The following is a 14,427-nucleotide window of genomic DNA, read 5'->3' as shown; positions in this document are numbered from 1 at the left end:
CCTAGAACGGGATGTCGTCGTCGGAGGAGCCGGAGCCGACCACCGCGAACGGATCGGCGGCCTGGGTGATCGACCGTAGCGTCTCCGAGGGCGCGCGGCCCGCCTCCGAGACCCGGGTGGCCCACGCCGGGAACGGGAACTCCAGGCAGAGCGGCACCGGGATGTCCGGCTGGTTGACGAACATCGTGCCCGGCTTGGCCAGCAGCGCCCGCTGCCGCTGGGCGGGCGGCAGGAAGCCGTACTCCGGGCGGGACGCCTCGGCCGGGTCGAGCCGGCCCACCACCCGGATCGCGGAGTTGGTGACGATCCGCCGTTCCACCTCGCTCGCGGTCTGCTGCGCGCCGACCAGGATCACGCCCAGCGAGCGGCCCCGCTCGGCGATGTCGAGCAGCACCTCCTTGATCGGCGACGAGCCCTCCCGGGGCGCGTACTTGTTCAGCTCGTCGAGCACGACGAACAGCAGCGGCTTGGCCGTGCCCGCCTTCTCCTTGCGTTCGAACTCGCTCTTGAGCGTCACGCCGACCACGAACCGCTGCGCGCGGTCCGGCAGGTTGTGCAGGTCGACCACAGTGACCTGGGCGCTCTCCGCCGTGTTGATCGAGTGCGGGCGGCGGCTCGCCAGGTCGCCCCGGATCAGCCGGCCCAGGTCCTTCTTGCTGCCGATGAGCCGGCGGGCGAACGCGTTCACGGTGCCAAGCCCGACCGCGCTGCCGGCCCACTCCCCGCGCGTCTCGTCGTCGTTCAGTTGCTCGACCACGTGGTCGACCAGGTCGGCGTACGAGCCGAGCCGCACCCCGTCGATGCTGACACCGCCGTCGGCGGGCTGCGCGTAGCGGGCCAGGTGGGCGGCGACCGAGTGGACCACCATCGTGTACTGCTGGCGCTCGTCGTCCGCGTCGGCGAACACGTACGGCAGGAGCCGGTCGGCGCAGAACTCGGACAGCGTCCAGTAGAAGCTGTCGACGCCGGTGAGCCGGCTGCTCACATCGGGCGTGCCGGAGGAGTCGCCGACCCGCGGCGGGGCGTACACCCGCACGTCCGGGAACGCGCCCGCGTCCAGGCCCAGCTTCGCGTACGCCGCCCGGGTCGGATCGTCGAGCCGGCTGTTCGGGTGGTCGAGGAAGAGCAGATCCTCGCCCTTGACGTTGAAGATCAGCGCCTTGGCGTTGACCGCGTCGCCGCCCAGCACGCCGGAGCGGAACACCGAGTAGAGCAGGAACGTGGCGAAGCTCGTCTTGGTGGCGACACCGGAGATGCCCGAGATCGACACGTGCGCGCCCCGGGTGCCGTCGAGGAAGTCGGCGTTGAGGTAGACCGGCACGCCGTCGCGGCCCATCCCCATCGGGATCCGCCGCTCCATCCGGTCGAAGTGCAGCGCCCGCGCCCGCGCGTCACCCTCGGCCCGGTGCACCACGGCGCCCGGCGTGGGCGGCACGTAGAACTCCGGGTCGACCCGCGTGGTGGTGACCTCGGCCGCCTCCTGCACCTGCGCCGGCAGCGTGCCGTCGGCGATGGCGAAGACGTCGGAGTCGAACTGCGCCCCCTCGTGCCGGGCGCGCACCTGCGTCACCACCCCGGCGATCGTCACCGGCTCGCGGTCGGGCAGGTCGCGGCGGGTCACCACCACGTCGTCGAGTTGCAGGTAGCTGCCCGGCGCGACAGCGGTCCAGAAGGTGAGCGGGGTCGCGTCGGCGGTGCCGAGCACCCGGCCGACACCCTCGCCGGGCCCGTCGAGCTGGTCGTCGGTCATCGGCGGTCTCCGGTCGGCTGGTCGTACCGTTGGCGGTGCACGTCGTGCATCCTGCCCGAGGGATGCGACAGGTTGCCACGCGACGCGGCGGACGCCACGCCACACGTGCGCCGAACGGTAGCCACCCGGATCCGCCCGATCACTGCGCGTGCGTTTCCCGCTGCCCCGCCCCACTCGCCCCTCGCCGCTCGCCGCTCGCCGTCGCGCCGTCCAGGCCGGCCGCTCGGTGGAACACCATGGGTGTCTCCGCCTGCCTGTGACACCCATGACGTTCCACCCGTCGCCTGCCCCGCCCAGGATTCGGCGATGCCGGTACGTGTCGTCCCGAGCAGTAGGAGTGACGTCCCGCGTGTCAGGACGGCGCGGAGATCTTGGTACGAAAGCGCCCCTATGGGGGCCGTTTGCTACCAAGATCTCGCGAGTCGAGCCGCGAGCCGCGAGCCGCGAGCCGCGTCAGGCGGCGGGGGTGGCGCCGGCGGGCGGGGTCTCGGCGGGGTCGCGGGCGTAGCGCAGCATCAGCACGCCGTCGGCGGCGGCCAGTACGTGACGCAGCGGCAGGTGGCGCGGGACGCTGGTGTCCCCGGCGGTGATCCGGCCCGGACCGGCGCCGGCGAGCAGCGGCGCCACGGTCAGGCACAGCTCGTCGACCAGGTCGGCGGCGGTGAGCGCGCCGAACAGGTGCGGGCCGCCCTCGCAGAGCAGCTGGTCGAGTCCGCGCCGGCGCAGCTCGGCCAGACCGGCGACGAGGTCGACCCGTCCGGCGCCACCACTCCGTCCGGTGCTGTCGACCCGCCCGCCGCCGTCGACCCGCCCGCCGCCGTCGACCCGCCCGCCGCCGTCGGCACGGTCGCTGCCGTCGACCTGGTCTGCGAGTTCAGCCCGGCCGGGGCCGCAGCGGAGCACGTCGGCGACGTCGGTCAGCCCGGGCGGCGGTACGGCGTCGGCGTGGGTGAGCACGATCGGCCGGACCGGGGCGTCGGCGAACGCGGCCTGCGCCGGGTCGAGGTCGAGTGAACCGGAGACGACCACCAGCGTGGGGAACTCGGCCAGCCCCTGCTCGCGGCGCCAGGCCCGGCGGTCCGGGCTCAGCCGCACCGCCCGGTAGCCCTCGTGCCGCAGCGTGCCGGCGGCCACCACGAGACCGTCGCAGAGCATCCGCAGCAGCCCGAAGACCCGCTTGTCCGGCTCGCCGGACAGCCCGGCGGAGTAGCCGTCCAGAGTGACCGCCCCGTCGGCGCTGGCGACGAAGTTGACCCGCAGGTGCGGGCGGTCCGTCCGGCCGTAGAGGGCGGTGAGCTGCGGATCGGTGAGCGCACCGGTGACGGGTGCGGGCCAGATCCGTTCGATCGGGGTTCCGACGGTCATTCGCCGGCCGGACCGGTGACCGGAGGGGTGGGTTCGGGGGTACGGTGCTGGCAGTCGCACCACTTCCGGCCAGGACAGTCGTCGTGCCGCCGTTCCCGGCAGGCTCGGCAGATCATGCAGGCAGCCTATGCCCAGGAAGGATGGTACGTCGTGTCGCGTCAGATCTTCCAGCTCATGGTGTCGCTGGCCGGCGTCCGGCCGCCGGTGTGGCGGCGGGTGCTGGTGCCCGGCGGCTACACGCTGGACCGGCTGCACCGGGTGATCCAGCACGCGATGGGCTGGCGCGACTGCCACCTGCACTCGTTCGACGTCGGCGGCCGGCAGTACGGCGAGCCCGACCCGGACGGCGAACTGGCGCTGCGCGACGAGATGGACGTCCGGCTGGACGCGCTCGTCGGCAAGGGCGACCGCTTCCGCTACACCTACGACTTCGGTGACTGGTGGGAGCACGACGTGGTGGTGGAGGACTGCTGCGCCGCCGACCCGGACGAGCGCTACCCGCTGTGCCTGGACGGGGAGCGGGCGTGCCCGCCGGAGGACGTGGGCGGTCCGGCCGGGTACGCGGTCCTGCTGGCCGCGCTCGCCGACCCCGAGCATCCGGAGCATCCGACCATGCGGGAGTGGACCGGCCCGGCGTTCGATCCGGCCGCGTTCGATCCCGACCGCGCCACCGTCCTGCTGCGCCGCTGCTGCTGACCACACCACCGCCGCGCCGCTGTCCACGCGACCGCCGCGCCGTTGATCACGCGACGGCAGCGCCGCTGACCACACGACCCGCACCCGGCTGTCCACGCGACCGCTGCGCCACCCGGCACGCGCACCCGCGTCGCTGACCGCGCGGGCCTCGGATGAGTCGTCACGCAGGGGAGCGGTAACGAAATGGGAACGCTCCCAACGGTCTATTGACACCCCTGTCACCTCCCGGCAACCTCATGGGAGCGCTCCCGAGAGTGGTGCGGATCTCCCTCCTGCCCGCTCCGGCCCGCGCGAAACGCACCCCCCACCACACAGCAGATATCGCCTCACCACCGAAAGAGGGGTCTCGGATGAGCGTCCCAATCCGTCGTCGGCGCTTCGCGGCCATCGCGCTCGCGTCCGTCGTCGTGCTCGGCACCACCGCCGCCTGCGGCGACGACTCGGACAGCGGCGACAGCGGCAGCGGCGGCGGCCCGGTCACCCTGGTCGTCGACGTCTTCGGCGACCAGGGCTTCGGTTACGAAGAGCTGTACAAGCAGTACGAAGCGGAGCACCCGAACGTCAAGATCCAGGAGCGGGGCAAGGGCCTCGGCCTCGGTGACTACAACACCCGTCTGACCCAGCAGATCACCGCGGGCTCGGGCGCCGGCGACGTGGTGGCCCTGGAAGAGGGCACGATCGTCCAGTTCTACGCCCAGGCCGACAAGTTCGTGAACCTCGCCGACCACGGCGCGAACGACCTCAAGGGCAACTTCCTGCCGTGGAAGTGGGAGCAGGGCACCACCCCCGACGGCAAGGTGCTGGGCCTCGGCACCGACGTCGGCTCGATGGCGCTGTGCTACCGCAGCGACCTGTTCAAGGCCGCCGGGCTGCCCACCGACCGCGAGCAGGTCGGCGCGCTCTGGCCGACCTGGGACGAGTTCATCGCCACCGGCCAGAAGTTCGCCGCCGCCGACAAGAAGCACAAGTTCGTCGACTCGGCGACCAACTTCTACAACGTCGTGCTGATGCAGGTCGCGGGCCAGGGCACCGGCTACACGTACTACGACAAGAGCAACAAGATGGTCATCGACCAGAACCCGGACGTGAAGACGGCGTACGACCTCACCACCAAGATGATTTCGGCCGGGCTGTCCAACAACCTCCAGTCGTTCTCCAACGAGTGGAACGCCGGCTTCAAGAACGGCACCTTCGCCACCATCGCCTGCCCCGCCTGGATGACCGGTGTCATCAAGGGCCAGGCCGGTGACGCGGCGGCCGGCAAGTGGGACATCGCCAAGGCGCCGGGCGCCGGTGGCAACTGGGGCGGCTCCTTCCTCGGCGTGCCGAAGTCGAGCAAGCACCAGAAGGAGGCCGCGGAGCTGGCCAAGTTCCTGACCAGCGCCAAGGGCCAGATCGGCGCGTACAAGGCGGTCGGCAACCTGCCCTCGAACCCGCAGGCGCTCACCGACCCGGCCGTGGCCGACTCGACCAACGACTACTTCAGCAAGGCCCCGGTCGGCAAGATCTTCGCCGCCGGCGCCACCGAGCTGAAGCCGGTCTACCTCGGCCCGAAGAACAACGCGGTCCGCACCGCCGTGGAGAACACGCTGCGCGCCGTGGAGCAGGGCAAGTCGGCCGGCGAGCAGTGGCAGGCGGCCCTGAAGAACGGTGCGGCCGCCGGTAAGTGACCGGTTGAGCCGCCCGCGGGTGGCGTCGGCAGCCCGGCTGCCGGCGCCACCCGCGGTGCCCGCAGAGTCCGGCGTCGCCCGTGTGGCGGGTGACGCCGGCCGAGGAGAAGGACTCCCCATGAGCCTCGACCTGCACGCCGCGGCGCCGCCCGACCCCGGCCCGCCGCGCGCCGCCCGTCACACGCGCCGCCGTGCCGCCTCACTGACGCGCCTGGACCTGAAGTACTCGCCGTACCTGTACGTCCTGCCGTTCTTCGTGATCTTCGCCGTGTTCGGCGTGTACCCGATCGCGTACACGGTCTGGATCGCGCTGACCGACCGGTCGCCGCTGAACTCGACGATCTCCTTCGTCGGTATGGACAACTTCGTCGAACTGATCACCGAGGATCCGCAGTTCTGGAACGCGGTGGTCAACACGTTCGGCATGTTCCTGCTCTCCACAGTGCCCCAGCTGCTGCTGGCGCTGATGCTCGCCAACGCGCTGAACCGGAAGCTGCGCGCGCAGACGTTCTTCCGGATGGCCATCGCGATGCCGATCATCACCTCGACCGCCGTGGTCGCGCTGATCTTCTCGATGATCTACGCGAAGGACTTCGGCCTGGTCAACTGGCTGCTCGACAGCGTCGGCCTGGACCCGATCGACTGGCGGGCGAACCGCTTCGCGTCCTGGTTCGCCATCTCCACAATGGTCGACTGGCGCTGGGTCGGCTACAACGCGCTGATCTACCTGGCCGCCATGCAGTCGATCAGCAAGGACATGTACGAGGCCGCGGCGCTGGACGGCGCCTCCCGGCGGCGCCAGTTCTGGTCCATCACGGTCCCGCAGCTGCGCCCCACGATCATCTTCACGCTGATCATCTCCACCATCGGCGGCCTCCAGCTGTTCACCGAGCCACTGCTGTTCACCAGCGGCTCGGGCGGCCTCTCCGGCGGTTCGGAGGGGCAGTTCCAGACCATCACGATGTACCTGCTCGACGTGATGAACCAGCGCTTCCGGTGGGGCTACGCCGGAGCGGTCGCGCTCGTGCTCTTCGTGCTCATCGCGTTGATGTCGGCGATCAACTACCTGCTCGCCCGCCGCATCAGCTCCGACAAGTGAGGTGACGAGATGACGACCACCGCCGTCCGACCGCCCACCCGGCAGAGCCCGCCGGTGAAGGCCACCCACCAGGCCGAGCGGCTCTGGAAGGCCAGCCCGCTCACCATGATCGGCCTGATCTTCGGCGTGCTGCTGTCCCTGTTCCCGTTCTACTGGATGATCGTGATCGCCAGCCGGACGAACGACGCGGCCAACTCCTGGCCGCCGCCGTTCCTGCCCGGCGGCAAGCTCGGCGAGAACATCGAGCGGGTGCTCGCCAACAGCGACGCCAACATCGTCAAGGGCCTGATGAACTCGTTCCTGGTCTCCGGGACGATCACCATCGCTACTGTGTTCTTCGGCTCGCTGGCCGGCTTCGCGTTCGCCAAGCTCCGCTTCCGGGGCAAGAACGCGCTGCTGCTGATCATCCTCACCTCGATGATGGTGCCGATCCAGCTCGGCGTGCTGCCGCTCTACATCCTGATGGCCAAGCTCGACTGGCTGAACACCATGCCGTCGGTGACCGTTCCGTTCCTGATCGGCGGCTTCGGCATCTTCATGATGCGCCAGTACGCCGAGCAGGCGGTACCGAACGAGTTGATCGAGGCCGCCCGGGTGGACGGCTGCTCCACCTGGCGGGTGTACTGGCACGTGGTGGCACCCGCGCTGCGTCCGGCCGCCGCGGTGCTGGGCCTGCTGACCTTCATGGAGCAGTGGAACCAGTTCTTCTGGCCGTTCGTGGTGCTGGCGGACCCGTCCAACCCGACCGTCCAGATCTCGCTGCGCAGCCTCAACACCGCCTACTTCGCCGACAACTCGCAGATCTTCGCCGGTACGTTGATCGCGACCCTGCCCCTGTTCGTCGTGTTCGTTCTGTTCGGCCGCCAGATCATCGGCGGCATCATGGAAGGCGCCGTCAAGTCGTGAGCAACCCAGCAAGCCCGCCCGCCGTCGGCGTCCTCGACGCCGGTCCGGCCCTCACCTTCCCGCCCGACTTCCTCTGGGGCGCGGCCACCGCCGCGTACCAGATCGAAGGCGCGGCGACGGAGGGCGGCCGTACCCCGTCGATCTGGGACACCTTCAGCCACACCGAGGGCCGGACGGTGGCCGGGCACACCGGCGACGTGGCGTGCGACCACTACCACCGGATGCCCGACGACGTGCGGCTGATGGCCGACCTGGGCCTGCGGTCGTACCGCTTCTCGGTGAGCTGGCCGCGCGTGCAGCCGGGCGGCACCGGCGGGATCAACCAGGAGGGCATGGACTTCTACCGCCGCCTGGTCGACGAGCTGCTCGGCCACGGCATCGAGCCCTGGCTGACGCTCTACCACTGGGACCTGCCGCAGCCGTTGGAGGACGCGGGCGGCTGGCCGGCCCGGGACACCGCCGGCCGCTTCGCCGAGTACGCCCACCTGGTCGCCGAGGCGCTCGGTGACCGGGTGAAGTACTTCACCACGCTGAACGAGCCGTGGTGCTCGGCGTTCCTCGGCTACGGCTCCGGCGTGCACGCGCCGGGCCGCCGGGACGGCGCGGACGCGGTCCGGGCCGGGCACCACCTGATGCTCGGTCACGGCCTGGCCGTGCAGGCGGTACGGGCGGCCCGCCCGGAGGCGCAGCTCGGCATCACCGTCAACCTGTACCCGGTGACCCCGGCCACCGGGTCGGCGGCGGACGCCGACGCGGCCCGCCGGATCGACGCGCTGGCGAACCGGTTCTTCCTCGACCCGGTGCTGCGCGGCGCGTACCCGGCGGATCTCGTCGCGGACCTGCGTCAGGTCACCGACATGGGGCACGTGCGCGACGGTGACCTGGCGACCATCTCCACCCCGCTGGACATGGTCGGGGTCAACTACTACAGCCGGCACGTGGTGGCCGCGCCGGTCGAGGGCGCGGAGCCGGAGCCCTACTGGCGGGCGCCGTCCTGCTGGCCGGGCAGCGAGGACGTCCGGTTCGTCACCCGGGGTGTCCCGGTGACGGACATGGACTGGGAGATCGACGCCCCGGGCCTGGTGGAGACGCTGGAGCGGGTCCACCGGGAGTACACCGACCTGCCGCTCTACGTCACCGAGAACGGCTCGGCGTTCGTCGACGAGCTCGTCGACGGCCGGGTCGACGACCCGGACCGGTTGGCCTACTTCGCCGCGCACCTGCGCGCGGCGCACGCCGCGATCGAGGCCGGAGTGCCGCTCAAGGGCTACTTCGCCTGGTCGCTGTTGGACAACTTCGAGTGGGCCTGGGGCTACACGAAGCGGTTCGGCATGGTCTATGTCGACTACGACAGCCAGGACCGGATCGCGAAGTCCAGCGCCAGGTGGTACGCCGACGTGATCCGACGCAACGGCCTGCCCGCACAATAAGCTGGGCCAGCCAGTAACGGGCGGCCCGGCGCCGACGCCTCAATCGGTGCCGGGTCCGCCCGACCGTCGGAGGAGCAACAGACGATGACAACGCAGCGCACCCGCTCGCTCGGGCGCCCGACCCTCGACGCGGTCGCGGCCCGCGCCGGCGTCGGGCGCGGCACGGTCTCCCGCGTGGTCAACGGGTCGCCGCAGGTCAGCCCGGAGGCCCGGGCCGCCGTCCAGCAGGCCATCGCGGAACTGGGGTACGTGCCGAACCGCGCCGCCCGTGCGCTGGTCACCCAGCGGACCGACTCGGTGGCCCTGGTGGTCTCCGAGTCGGGGGAGCGGGTCTTCACCGAGCCGTTCTTCGCGGCGATCGTCCGGGGCGTCAGCTCCGGGCTGGTGGAGACGCCCATGCAGCTGTGGCTGGCCATGGTGCAGTCGCCGATCGAGCGGGAACGGGTCGAGCACCACCTGACCAACCAGCACGTGGACGGCGTACTCCTGTTGTCCCTGCACGACGCCGACCCGCTGCCCACGCTGCTGGAGGAGCGCGGTCTGCCGACTGTGCTCGGCGGCCGTCCGGCGCGGATGCTGCACCCGAACGCGCAGCCGGCCTGGTTCGTCGACATGGACAACGTCGGCGGCGCGCGGCAGGCGGTGGAGCACCTGTTCCGCCAGGGCCGCCGGCGGGTCGCGACCATCGCCGGCCCGCAGGACATGGGCGCCGGCCTGGCCCGGCTCTCCGGCTACCAGGAGGCCGTGCGCGCGTCCGGCAGCCGGGTCGATCCGGGCCTGATCGCGTACGGGGACTTCAGCGAGGGCAGCGGCACGGCCGCCATGCGCCGGCTGCTCGACGTCTGCCCGGAACTGGACGCCGTGTTCGTCGCCTCCGACCTGATGGCGTTCGGCGCGCTGCGCGCGTTGCGCGAGGCCGGCCGCCGGGTGCCCGAGGACGTGGCGGTGATCGGCTTCGACGACGCCCCGATCGCGCGTCAGGCCGAGCCGCCGCTGACCACCGTTTTCCAGCCGGTGGAGGAGATGGGCCGGCAGATGGCCCGGCTGCTGGTGTCCCGCATCCGGGGCGAGGAGGTGCCCTCCCCGCACGTGCTGCTGGACACCGAACTCGTCCACCGGGCCTCCGCCTGACCCACGCGGCGGGGCGCCGGTCAGGAATGGCGGCGCAGCTCCCGGCGGGCCAGCGAGGCGCGGTGGACCTCGTCGGGACCGTCGGCCAGGCGTAGCGTGCGGGCCTGCGCCCACAGCTGTGCCAGCGGGGTGTCCTGGCTGACCCCGGCCCCGCCGTACGCCTGGATGGCCTTGTCGATCACCCACTCCGCCATCAGCGGCGTGGCGATCTTGATGGCCTGGATCTCGGTGTGCGCGCCCTTGTTGCCGACGGTGTCCATCAGCCACGCGGTCTTGAGCACCAGCAGGCGGGCCTGCTCGATCCGGACCCGGGACTCGGCGATCCACTCGCGTACCACGCCCTGCTCGGCGAGCGGGCGGCCGAACGCGACCCGGTCGAGCACCCGCCGGCAGAGCAGCTCCAGGGCCCGCTCGGCCATGCCGACCAGGCGCATGCAGTGGTGGATGCGGCCGGGGCCGAGCCGGGCCTGGGCGATGGCGAACCCGGTGCCCTCCTCGCCGACGAGGTTGTCCACCGGCACCCGCACGTCGGTGAAGTCGATCTCGGCGTGCCCGCCGTGCGAGGCGTCGCTGTAGCCGAAGACCCGCATCCCGCGGCGCACCGTCACGCCGGGGGTGTCCCGGGGGACCAGGATCATGCTCTGCTGGCGGTGCCGGTCCGCGTCCGGGTCGGTCTTGCCCATCACGATGAAGATCTCGCAGCGCGGGTCCATCGCCCCGGACGACCACCACTTGCGGCCGTTGATCACGTAGTGGTCGCCGTCGCGGACGATCCGGGTGGCGATGTTCGTCGCGTCCGAGGACGCCACCTCCGGCTCGGTCATGCAGAACGCGGACCGGATCTCACCGGCGAGCAGCGGCATGAGCCACTGCTTGCGCTGCTCCTCGGAGCCGAACTCGGCGAGCAGTTCCATGTTGCCGGTGTCCGGCGCGGCGCAGTTGAGCGCCTCCGGGGCCAGATGCGGGCTGCGGCCGGTCAGCTCGGCCAGCGGCGCGTACTGGAGGTTGGTCAGCCCGGCGCCGTAGCGGGCGTCGGGCAGGAACAGGTTCCACAGCCCGCGCTCCCGTGCCTGCGCCTTCAGCTCCTCCATCACCGGCGGGCGGGCCCACGGGTCGCCCGCGGCGAGCACCTGCTCGTGGTGCACCGGCTCGGCCGGGTACACGCACTCGGTGAGGAACGCCTCCAGCCGCTGCCGCAGCTCGACCGTCCGGTCGTCGTACGCGAACTCCATCTAGCTCTCCCTCACCGCGCGCAGCCCGTGTGCCACGAGCGGCGCCACCATGTCGCCGATCCGGTCGAAACCCTCGCCCAGCGTCTGCCCGAGCGTGTGCCGGTACTGGATGCCCTCGCAGATCACCGCGAGCTTGAAACAGCCGAGTGCCACGTGCCAGTGCAGCGGGCCGACGTCGACGTCGCTGCGCCCGGCGTACCGCTCGATCAGCTCGGCCCCGGTGGGGAAGCCGGCGCGCGGGCCGATGCCGTCGGCCACCGGGTTGCCCTCGCCGTGGTCGCTGTCGCCGAGCACGTCCCAGTACGTCAGCAGCAGCCCGAGGTCGGCCAGCGGGTCGCCGAGCGTGGCCATCTCCCAGTCCAGCACCGCGCGCACCGCCACCGGGTCGACGGTGGCGAGCAGGTTGTCCAGCCGGTAGTCGCCGTGCACGATCCGGCCCGCGTTCGCGCCCTCGGGCACGCTGGCGGCCAGCGCGTCGCGCAGCTCGTCGATGCCGGGCAGCGGCCGGCTGCGGGACCGGTCGAGCTGGCCGGCCCAGCGGCGTACCTGCCGGGCCAGGTAGCCCTCCGGGCGGCCGAAGTCGGCCAGCCCCACCTCGGCCGGCTCGACCCGGTGCAGCGTGGCGAGCGTGTCCATCATCGCCATGGCGAGGTCGTGCCGCTGGCCGGAGGTGAGCGCGTCGGTCTGCTCCCGCCGCCGGTAGACCTCGCCGTCGACCTTCGCCATCAGGTAGAACGGCGCGCCGATGACGCTCTCGTCGGCGCAGAGCAGCAGCGCCTCCGGCACCGGTACGCCGGTCGGCGCGAGCGCCGAGATCACCCGGTGCTCCCGGGCCATGTCGTGCGCGGTGGCCAGCACGTGCCCCAGCGGGGGCCGGCGCAGCACCACCTCGCGGTCGCCGGCACGCAGCAGGTAGGTGAGGTTGGACTTGCCGCCGGCGATCAGCCGCGCCGACAGCGGCCCGCTCAGGTCCGGCCGGTGGACGGCCAGGTGGGCGGCGAGCCGGTCGAGGTCGAGCCCGCGCGGGGCGGGACCGGTCGAGGGCGCGGCGACATCGGCGGCCGGATCGGTCATCCGATTAGTTGATGGCAGCTCAGCTTTGTTGTCAAGGTCGGGTTTTCCCGGCGGGACATGCCCCTGCAACAGGGGCGAAATGGTCAACCGGCAGGCTGGGCCCCAGCCTGCCGGCCGCTCGGCCGGCTCGCCGAGCGGAGGGGATCAGACATGCTGCTGAGAGTTCGGGTGACCCTGCCGGACCGTCCGGGCACGCTCGGCCAGGTGGCCCGCACACTCGGCGTCTCCGGCGCGGACATCGTGCAGGTGGTGGTGCTGGAACGGCTCGGCGGCCGGGCGGTGGACGACTTCACAGTGGTCTGGCCGGGTGCGGCGCGGGTGGAGCGGATGCTCGCCGGGCTGGCCGCGATCCCCGGCGTCCGGGTGGACGGCGTGTGGCGGGCGATCGGCGCGCCCACCACCACCGGTCAGGACGCCGAACTGCTCGCCCAGGTGGCGGCGAACCCGGTCGACGGGGTGGCCACGCTCGTCGACGCGGTGCCCGGGCTGCTCGCCGCGGACTGGGCGGTGGCCGCCGTCGTACCGCTGGACTGGGCCTCGCGCGGCGGCGAGGCCGGCGTCGCCGCGATCGGGCACGCGAGCTGGCGGGCGCCGTCGCCGCCGCGACTGCCGGAGGTGACCCCGCTGCGGGCGCGCTCCCTGACCAGCCCGGACGGGCACCACTACGCGGTGGCGCCGTTCGGCCGGGCCGGGCTGGTGCTGGTGGTCGCCCGCGACCACAGTGAGCCGCTCGCCGCCGCCGGGTTCCACTCCACCGAGGTGGACCGGCTCGCCCAGCTCGTCCGCGCCAGCGCGGTGATCCTCGGCGACCGGCTGGACCTGGTCGGCACGCCGCCAGTGACCACCGTCACCTGACCGGACGGCTCGCGTCACCCCGGGGCAACGGGCCCGCAACAGGCGGACGGCATGGTCGGTGCTGAGGAAGGGAGACAACCATGGCGCTGTGGCGGATCCGAGCCACCGTGGACGACCGGCCGGGATACCTGTCGGTGCTCACGGCGAGCCTCGCGTTGCGCGGGGTCAACATCCTCAGCGTGCAGGTGCACACCACCGAGGCCGGCGCGGTCGACGACTTCCTGGTCGACGCGCCCGAGCAGGTGACCGAGGCGGAGCTGCGGGCCGCCGTGGATCGGGGCCGGGGCCGGGACTGCTGGGTCGCGCGCAGCGGGGCACGCGGGCTGGCCGACGAGCCGACCCGGCTGCTCGGGCTCGCCGGGCGGCTGGTCCGCGACCCGGAGGCGACCGGCGAGGTGCTGCGCACGCTGCTCGGCGCCGACGCGGTGACGTGGCGCCCGACGTCCGCCACCGCGCCGGGCGGGGTGGGCGGCACCACCATGGTGCTCGCCGATCCGGCCGGCGGCGCCCACGAGCTGCACCGCCGGGAGCCCAGCTTCACCCCGGCCGAGTACGCCCGCGCGCAGGCCCTGGTCGAGCTGGCCGCGACGCTCGCCCGGCGGGACGCCGACCGGATCACGCTGGTGCTGCCGGACGGCGGCGAGGTGTCGGTGCGGGCCGCGACCGCCGAGGACGTCCCCGGCGTACGCGACCTGCACGCCGCCTGCTCGGCGCGCAGCCGGCAGCGGCGTTACCTGAGCGGGGCGGCGGACCCGTCGCCGGCCCGGCTGCGCCGGCTGCTGGAGCCGGCCCGGGGCGTGACACTGCTCGCCACGGCGGGCTCCGGCGGGGCGGCGGAGCCGGTCGTGGCGATGGCGAACCTGCTGGGCGAGGGCGACGAGGCCGAGGCGGCGCTGCTGGTCCGCGACGACTGGCAGCGCCGGGGCCTCGGCTCGGCGCTGCTGCGCCGCCTGGTCGGGCACGCCGACCGGGCCGGGTACGCCGCCGTGCTGCTGCACGTGCAGTCCGAGAACACGCCGATGCTGCGGACGCTGCGCCGGCTGGACCGGCCGGTGGCGATGGAACGCGACGGGGGCGTGCTGACCGCGACGCTGCCGCTGGCCGCACGGCCGGCGGTCGAGCCGGCCGCGCGGGCCGAGGTGACGCTGCCCGCACAGCGGTCGAGTTGAGCTGACGGCCGACCGGCCGGACCACGGAGGTGCGCCGCAAAGGCGCGGCG

Annotated in this window: 12 protein-coding genes; 8 read left to right on the top strand and 4 right to left on the bottom strand. The window is 72.5% G+C overall.

The features are described from left to right. Window position 1: 1 nt before the first annotated feature. The gene (locus tag Q3W68_RS00195) at window positions 2–1,750 is read right to left on the bottom strand and encodes an ATP-binding protein (protein WP_302903547.1); all 1,749 of its coding nucleotides are present in this window, start codon (window positions 1,748–1,750) and stop codon (window positions 2–4) included. A gap of 453 nt (window positions 1,751–2,203) precedes the next feature. Then, window positions 2,204–3,115: a pyrimidine reductase family protein gene (locus Q3W68_RS00190; protein WP_302903546.1), complete on the bottom strand. Its 912-nt coding sequence runs from the start codon at window positions 3,113–3,115 to the stop codon at window positions 2,204–2,206. 150 nt (window positions 3,116–3,265) lie between these two features. Here Q3W68_RS00190 and Q3W68_RS00185 point away from each other — a divergent pair, with 150 nt between their 5' ends. The 6 genes from Q3W68_RS00185 to Q3W68_RS00160 all read left to right on the top strand — a co-directional run bounded on the left by Q3W68_RS00185 (window position 3,266) and on the right by Q3W68_RS00160 (window position 10,047). Continuing rightward, window positions 3,266–3,811, top strand: coding sequence for a plasmid pRiA4b ORF-3 family protein (locus Q3W68_RS00185; protein ID WP_302903545.1), 546 nt, complete (start codon window positions 3,266–3,268; stop codon window positions 3,809–3,811). 350 nt (window positions 3,812–4,161) lie between these two features. Next, the gene (locus Q3W68_RS00180) at window positions 4,162–5,481 is read left to right on the top strand and encodes an ABC transporter substrate-binding protein (RefSeq protein ID WP_302903544.1); all 1,320 of its coding nucleotides are present in this window, start codon (window positions 4,162–4,164) and stop codon (window positions 5,479–5,481) included. Between the two features lie 118 nt (window positions 5,482–5,599). Continuing rightward, a complete protein-coding gene (locus Q3W68_RS00175; RefSeq protein ID WP_128137544.1) occupies window positions 5,600–6,580 on the top strand; it encodes a carbohydrate ABC transporter permease in 981 nt (326 codons plus the stop codon). Between the two features lie 105 nt (window positions 6,581–6,685). Then, window positions 6,686–7,486: a carbohydrate ABC transporter permease gene (locus Q3W68_RS00170; protein ID WP_030503048.1), complete on the top strand. Its 801-nt coding sequence runs from the start codon at window positions 6,686–6,688 to the stop codon at window positions 7,484–7,486. Further along, window positions 7,483–8,916, top strand: a complete 1,434-nt coding sequence (locus tag Q3W68_RS00165; protein ID WP_302903543.1) for a GH1 family beta-glucosidase — start codon at window positions 7,483–7,485, stop codon at window positions 8,914–8,916. The genes Q3W68_RS00170 and Q3W68_RS00165 overlap by 4 nt, the downstream gene beginning before the upstream one ends. An 84-nt stretch (window positions 8,917–9,000) precedes the next feature. Further along, entirely contained in the window at window positions 9,001–10,047 is a 1,047-nt protein-coding gene (locus Q3W68_RS00160) for a LacI family DNA-binding transcriptional regulator (RefSeq protein WP_302903542.1), read from the top strand. A 20-nt stretch (window positions 10,048–10,067) separates the two neighbouring features. On the opposite strand, the gene Q3W68_RS00155 is transcribed toward Q3W68_RS00160, so the two are convergent. Then, complete coding sequence (locus Q3W68_RS00155) at window positions 10,068–11,279, bottom strand: acyl-CoA dehydrogenase family protein (RefSeq protein ID WP_302903541.1); 1,212 nt, start codon at window positions 11,277–11,279, stop codon at window positions 10,068–10,070. Then, entirely contained in the window at window positions 11,280–12,353 is a 1,074-nt protein-coding gene (locus Q3W68_RS00150) for a phosphotransferase family protein (protein WP_302903540.1), read from the bottom strand. It lies immediately after the preceding gene. A gap of 150 nt (window positions 12,354–12,503) precedes the next feature. Between Q3W68_RS00150 and Q3W68_RS00145 the strand changes: the two genes are divergently transcribed. Both Q3W68_RS00145 and Q3W68_RS00140 read left to right on the top strand, forming a co-directional pair. Continuing rightward, the gene (locus Q3W68_RS00145) at window positions 12,504–13,208 is read left to right on the top strand and encodes an amino acid-binding protein (protein WP_302903539.1); all 705 of its coding nucleotides are present in this window, start codon (window positions 12,504–12,506) and stop codon (window positions 13,206–13,208) included. A gap of 80 nt (window positions 13,209–13,288) precedes the next feature. Further along, entirely contained in the window at window positions 13,289–14,377 is a 1,089-nt protein-coding gene (locus tag Q3W68_RS00140) for a GNAT family N-acetyltransferase (RefSeq protein ID WP_302903538.1), read from the top strand. Window positions 14,378–14,427 lie beyond the last annotated feature (50 nt).

Source organism: Micromonospora sp. C28ISP2-4 (genome assembly GCF_030519385.1).
Taxonomy (GTDB): domain Bacteria; phylum Actinomycetota; class Actinomycetes; order Mycobacteriales; family Micromonosporaceae; genus Micromonospora; species Micromonospora tulbaghiae.
Note: the sequence above shows the minus strand (reverse complement) of the source record. Positions and strands in the feature narration are given on the sequence as shown.

Coding starts and splice junctions, on each gene's coding strand:
- Q3W68_RS00195 (WP_302903547.1), bottom strand. CDS start 1,750: ATGACCGACGACCAGCTCGACGGGCCCGGCGAGGGTGTCGGCCGGGTG.
- Q3W68_RS00190 (WP_302903546.1), bottom strand. CDS start 3,115: ATGACCGTCGGAACCCCGATCGAACGGATCTGGCCCGCACCCGTCACC.
- Q3W68_RS00180 (WP_302903544.1), top strand. CDS start 4,162: ATGAGCGTCCCAATCCGTCGTCGGCGCTTCGCGGCCATCGCGCTCGCG.
- Q3W68_RS00175 (WP_128137544.1), top strand. CDS start 5,600: ATGAGCCTCGACCTGCACGCCGCGGCGCCGCCCGACCCCGGCCCGCCG.
- Q3W68_RS00170 (WP_030503048.1), top strand. CDS start 6,686: ATGATCGGCCTGATCTTCGGCGTGCTGCTGTCCCTGTTCCCGTTCTAC.
- Q3W68_RS00160 (WP_302903542.1), top strand. CDS start 9,001: ATGACAACGCAGCGCACCCGCTCGCTCGGGCGCCCGACCCTCGACGCG.
- Q3W68_RS00155 (WP_302903541.1), bottom strand. CDS start 11,279: ATGGAGTTCGCGTACGACGACCGGACGGTCGAGCTGCGGCAGCGGCTG.
- Q3W68_RS00150 (WP_302903540.1), bottom strand. CDS start 12,353: ATGACCGATCCGGCCGCCGATGTCGCCGCGCCCTCGACCGGTCCCGCC.
- Q3W68_RS00145 (WP_302903539.1), top strand. CDS start 12,504: ATGCTGCTGAGAGTTCGGGTGACCCTGCCGGACCGTCCGGGCACGCTC.
- Q3W68_RS00140 (WP_302903538.1), top strand. CDS start 13,289: ATGGCGCTGTGGCGGATCCGAGCCACCGTGGACGACCGGCCGGGATAC.